4 protein-coding genes are annotated in these 4581 nt (G+C 50.7%); 2 read left to right on the forward strand and 2 right to left on the reverse strand.

Features of this window, described 5'->3' with window-relative positions; all coding sequences use genetic code 11:
* Both ACYVTD_RS10020 and xylA read left to right on the forward strand, forming a co-directional pair.
* Positions 1–964, forward strand: a 964-nt coding sequence (locus ACYVTD_RS10020; protein WP_461247639.1) for an FGGY-family carbohydrate kinase, incomplete at its 5' end; no start/stop codon positions are given.
* Between the two features lie 22 nt (positions 965–986).
* Entirely contained in the window at positions 987–2336 is a 1350-nt protein-coding gene (gene xylA / locus ACYVTD_RS10025) for a xylose isomerase (RefSeq protein ID WP_461247640.1), read from the forward strand.
* A 71-nt stretch (positions 2337–2407) separates the two neighbouring features.
* Here the strand turns inward: xylA and ACYVTD_RS10030 are convergent, their stop codons facing one another.
* Together ACYVTD_RS10030 and ACYVTD_RS10035 are read right to left on the reverse strand one after the other, a co-directional pair.
* A complete protein-coding gene (locus ACYVTD_RS10030) occupies positions 2408–3649 on the reverse strand; it encodes a hypothetical protein (RefSeq protein ID WP_461247641.1) in 1242 nt (413 codons plus the stop codon).
* Positions 3646–4410: an outer membrane lipoprotein-sorting protein gene (locus ACYVTD_RS10035; protein ID WP_461247642.1), complete on the reverse strand. Its 765-nt coding sequence runs from the start codon at positions 4408–4410 to the stop codon at positions 3646–3648. Before ACYVTD_RS10035 ends, ACYVTD_RS10030 begins: the two co-directional genes overlap by 4 nt.
* Between the last annotated feature and the right edge of the window lie 171 nt (positions 4411–4581).

Consider the following 4581-nt stretch of genomic DNA (forward strand, 5'->3'; position numbering starts at 1 on the left):
AAAAGAATATTTCCCCGGAATCAAAAAAATCAAATTTGAGGGGCCAAAGAGCAAGGAAGCGGAAGCCATCCGTTTGGAAAAATATCTTCCGCCGCTTACGGCTTCCGACAAAACCGCCGGAAAGGTAAGCAAGGCGGCCGCGGAATTATACGGCCTTAACGAAGGGACGCTCGTCTCCGCAGGCGGCGGCGACAACATGATGAGCGCGATAGGCACGGGGGCCGTCCGCGACGGCTTCCTTACCATGAGCCTTGGCACTTCGGGCACTCTTTTCGGTTTTTCAAAAAAGCCCGTTATCGATCCCACGGGCAACCTAGCCGCCTTTTGTTCTTCTTCCAACGGATGGCTTCCGCTTCTTTGCACGATGAACTGCACCGTGGCGAGCGAAGAATTCCGCAAGCTTATGGAATTGGACGTAAAGGCGTTTGACGCGGAAGCCGAAAAATCCCCAATCGGCGCGGACGGCATCGTAATCCTGCCCTTCTTTAACGGGGAAAGAACCCCCAACCTGCCCAACGGCAGGGCGAGCATAAACGGCATTACCGCCGCCAACTTTAAGCGCGAAAATTTGTCGCGCGCCGCGCTAGAGTCCGCCATTTTCGGAATGAGAATCGGGCTGGACGGCTTTAAGGCGCTAGGGTTCAAACCTAAGGAAATCCGGCTGACAGGCGGCGGCGCGAAAAGCAAGCTTTGGCAGAACATTGCGGCTAACGTGATGAACCTGCCCGTCCATATCCCGACAAGCTCGGAAGCCGCCGCGATAGGGAGCGCGATTCAGGCGCTTTGGTGCCTGCAGAAGAATACGCATTGGGAAGGGAAGAAAAGTTCGATTGAAGAACTGGCGGACGAGCATGTCGCGTTAGGCGCAAGGATCCTGCCGGACAAAAAGAGCGTAAAGTTGTATGACGACGCTTACGCGGTATATTCCAAGTATCTTGGGGTTTTAAGCCCTTTGTATAAGTAATTTAATTTTATTGGAGGCTAAAATGGCGGATTATTTCGTAGGCGGAAAAGAATATTTCCCCGGAATCAAAAAAATCAAATTTGAGGGGCCAAAGAGCAAGAACCCTCTGGCGTTCAAGTTTTACGACGCGGAAAAAGTCGTGGGCAAAAAGAAGATGAGGGATCATCTGCGCTTCGCTATCGCGTACTGGCACAGCTTTTGCGGCGACGGCGGCGACCCGTTCGGGCCCGGCACGCACATCTTCCCGTGGAATACGGAAGCGAAGGACGCGATGGACGCGGCGGACAAAAAAATGGACGCGGCTTTTGAATTTTTTACGAAGATAGGCGCGGAATACTACGCGTTCCACGACAGGGACGTGGCTCCCGAAGGCGCGAACCCCGCCGAGAGCGAAAGGAACCTTATGACGCTGGTAGCGAAAGCGAAAAAACTCCAAGGTGAAACGGGAGTAAAACTTCTTTGGGGAACAGCTAACGTTTTTGGCAACCCGCGCTTTATGAACGGAGCGGCGACCAATCCCGAATTCGGTGTCGTCGCCCTTGCCGCTACTCAGGTAAAAGCCGCGATTGACGCGACTATAGAACTCGGCGGCGCCGGCTACACTTTCTGGGGCGGCCGCGAAGGCTACATGAGCCTTCTTAACACCGACCTTAAAAGAGAGAAAGAAAACCTCGCGCGTTTCCTTACGATGGCGAGGGACTACGCCCGCAAACAGGGCTTTAAGGGAGTGTTCTACATCGAGCCGAAACCGATGGAGCCGACAAAGCACCAGTACGATTTTGACACGGAAACCGTCATCGGCTTTTTGCGCCAGTGGGGTCTTGATAAGGACTTCCGCATGAACATCGAAGCCAACCACGCCGAGCTCGCCGGTCACGAATTCGCCCACGAGTTGGAAACCGCCGCCGTCTCCGGCTTCTTCGGCTCGGTGGACGCCAACCGCGGCGACGTGCAGAACGGCTGGGACACCGACCAGTTCCCGATGAGCTATTACGAAACCGCGATGGCGATGTTCACAATCCTTAAAATCGGCGGCTTCACGACCGGCGGCTTAAACTTCGACTCGAAAATCCGCAGAAACTCCGTAGACCCCGCGGACCTCTTCGTCGCCCACATCGGCGGCATGGACACCTTCGCCGTAGGTCTTGAAGTAGCGCAAAGAATCATCGACGACGGAATTATCCCGAACTTCGTGAGAGACCGTTACGCGTCATTCACATCCGGCGACGGCGCGAAATTCAGCAAGGGAGAGCTTACGTTGGATCAGTTAGCGAAGATTGGAACGGACGCCGGATACGGCAAGACGGGCATTACGAGCGGAAAGCAGGAATATTTGGAGAATGTGTTGAATAGTTATTTGCTGGGGCTGTAGGCCGAAAGAGCGATAAAACAAAAAACCCTCGCGCCTGCGAGGGTTTTTTTTGCTTGTATCGGTAAAATTAATTAGAAGCTACTAGCGTACACGCTGCCTGATAACGTAATAAGCAGTGTAATGCTAAACGGCCTGTTGAAGGCGTCGGCGGTGTGGGTGTAATAGTAGCCGTCTTTGTTGCCTAGGGCCATCGGGACGGCGAGGTAAACTTCTATGTAGTCGGCGGGCGTAAAGGTAAACCCGGGGACAACCTGGTAGGAATTTTCCGCGGTGGAAAAATTTACGCCTGTAAAAAACTTCGGGTCGCCTTTTAAGTCGAACCTGTATACGAAACTAAACCCTAAATAAAACTGATCCAAAATATCTACCGTTTCCTGTTCAGTAAAATCGGTTTTTGGCTTGAAAAAATAAGTGTTTCCCTCGCCGTTGTAAAAAACCGTGCCGCCAAGGGTGATTTTGTTGTCATAGAAATCCCTTCCAACCCCGATACTGGAGGCGAAGCTTACGGCGTTATCCGTGTGGGTGTTTACCGCTACAAGCCATTCGTTGTAAAGTTCCGTTTTTCCCAACGTGGTTTTCATCGATAAAAATCCGCGTGTGGGCATGGCATCGCGCTGGTAAAACACCCCCATGTCCAAATCTACCCATCGCAAAGCTATGTTGTATTTCGCCCCAAAAGCCAATTCTTTCAGTTGTTCGGGAATTCTATTTCCCGCGATATCTACCCTTGTTAATGCCAAGGCCTGAAAGCCGCCGATACCTATCGGGACATCGGCTTTTACGACGTATGAAGGGCCGAAAGGTCCCACGTCCGGCACGCGGGCGAGCAAGTTTGTAAAACCGGAATGTCCCCAGGAGTGTTCGTATTTTCCGGCGCGGATAAAAACCCTGTTTAAAAAATTATAGTCGAAAAAGAAATCGCCTAACGCGAAATAAAAGCCGGGAACGCCGTAACCTAAGGACGTGTAAACCTTAAACGTTTCGGAAATTTGGGCGTTAATGCTTAAATTGGAAACCATTTTAACGCCCTGCCCCCAAGTTCTCTGTTCCGTTCCGTCCCAATGCCAGGGCGCGAGGGTCCAGCCCGGCGCGAAGCCGCCCTGAAAATCAAAAGAAGTACCAAAGATTATGCCGCTTTTGTTTACGTTTACCGGAGAGGCGTCCGCCGGCGCCGCCGAGGCGTTTTCCTTTGCGGTAAAGGACTCGTCAAAAATGGAGTCGAAATCTATATCCAAAAGATCGTCTTTCGCCTGAGCCGTTACATGGAAAGTAAGGAGGGAAATAAGAATAAGGAAAATAAATAATTTTTTCAATGGTTTACGTTTTCTAGGAAAGTTTTGGAAAAAATATAATCGGCGACTTTTGTAAAAGACGGCTTGGTAATGGTAAATTGCGTTTTTTCATTTACAAAAGTTCCGTTAATTACGGCGCCTTTTAAGGTTTCCACAAAAAGAATCTGCTTGGGGACATAATAGCCGCCCATGTTGTAATAATCGGAAACGGCCGTCGTCCGCAGAAGCTGTCCGGACAGGCTGTAATCTTCCGTTTTTCTAAGCAGGAAGTCTTCGCTAATCCAAACTTTCATTTTTGGGTACGTTACGTCGTTTGTTACGGCTTCCAGCGTAAGAAGCCTACAGTTAAAACGCCCGAGCTTAACGTCCGTGCCTTCTACCACTTTGTAGTCCTGCGCCAAAGTGGAGCGGGTAAAATCCGAATTGCGCGCGTTCGTGTTTTGGAAACGGTCCGAGCTTGAAGTCGTGTTAAAACGTCGGCTTTCCGGATCGTAAAACCACAGGGTTTTCCCTTCTTTAAGATACCCCTGCCCCTTACTGATCGGCGGCTGCATGATAACAATCACATACTGCTCTTTCGCGTCCCTGCGGAAAACGCCCGCGACGGTCGTGGTGCGCGACTGGCCGGGCTTGTCCTGAACGATAGTGTATTCCGCCGAAAAATCCGTATCAAAATAACTTACAAGGGAATCGACCTTTGCCAGAAGCTCCTGATCGGACGCCTGCAAAGCGTGAACGGTACAGAATAAAATCAACATTACAAAAAATTTCTTTTTTATCATAAAGCCTCTCCTGATAATAACGCCGGAAGATTTCTTTTAGAAGCCCTTAACGACGGGAAAAACGAGGCGCAGATACGCGTGATAAAAACCCGGGCGACGTTAATTAACACCGTTTTAGGCTGATACTTCACGAGAGGGCTAGGGAGATGGGTATTATGAGGGCGATTGGTT

This window comes from Treponema sp. R6D11 (assembly GCF_054786075.1).

Bases quoted from the DNA above. Each gene is read 5' to 3' on its own strand.
- ACYVTD_RS10035 (WP_461247642.1), bottom strand. From the start codon at position 4,410: ATGATAAAAAAGAAATTTTTTGTAATGTTGATTTTATTCTGTACCGTT.
- xylA (WP_461247640.1), top strand. From the start codon at position 987: ATGGCGGATTATTTCGTAGGCGGAAAAGAATATTTCCCCGGAATCAAA.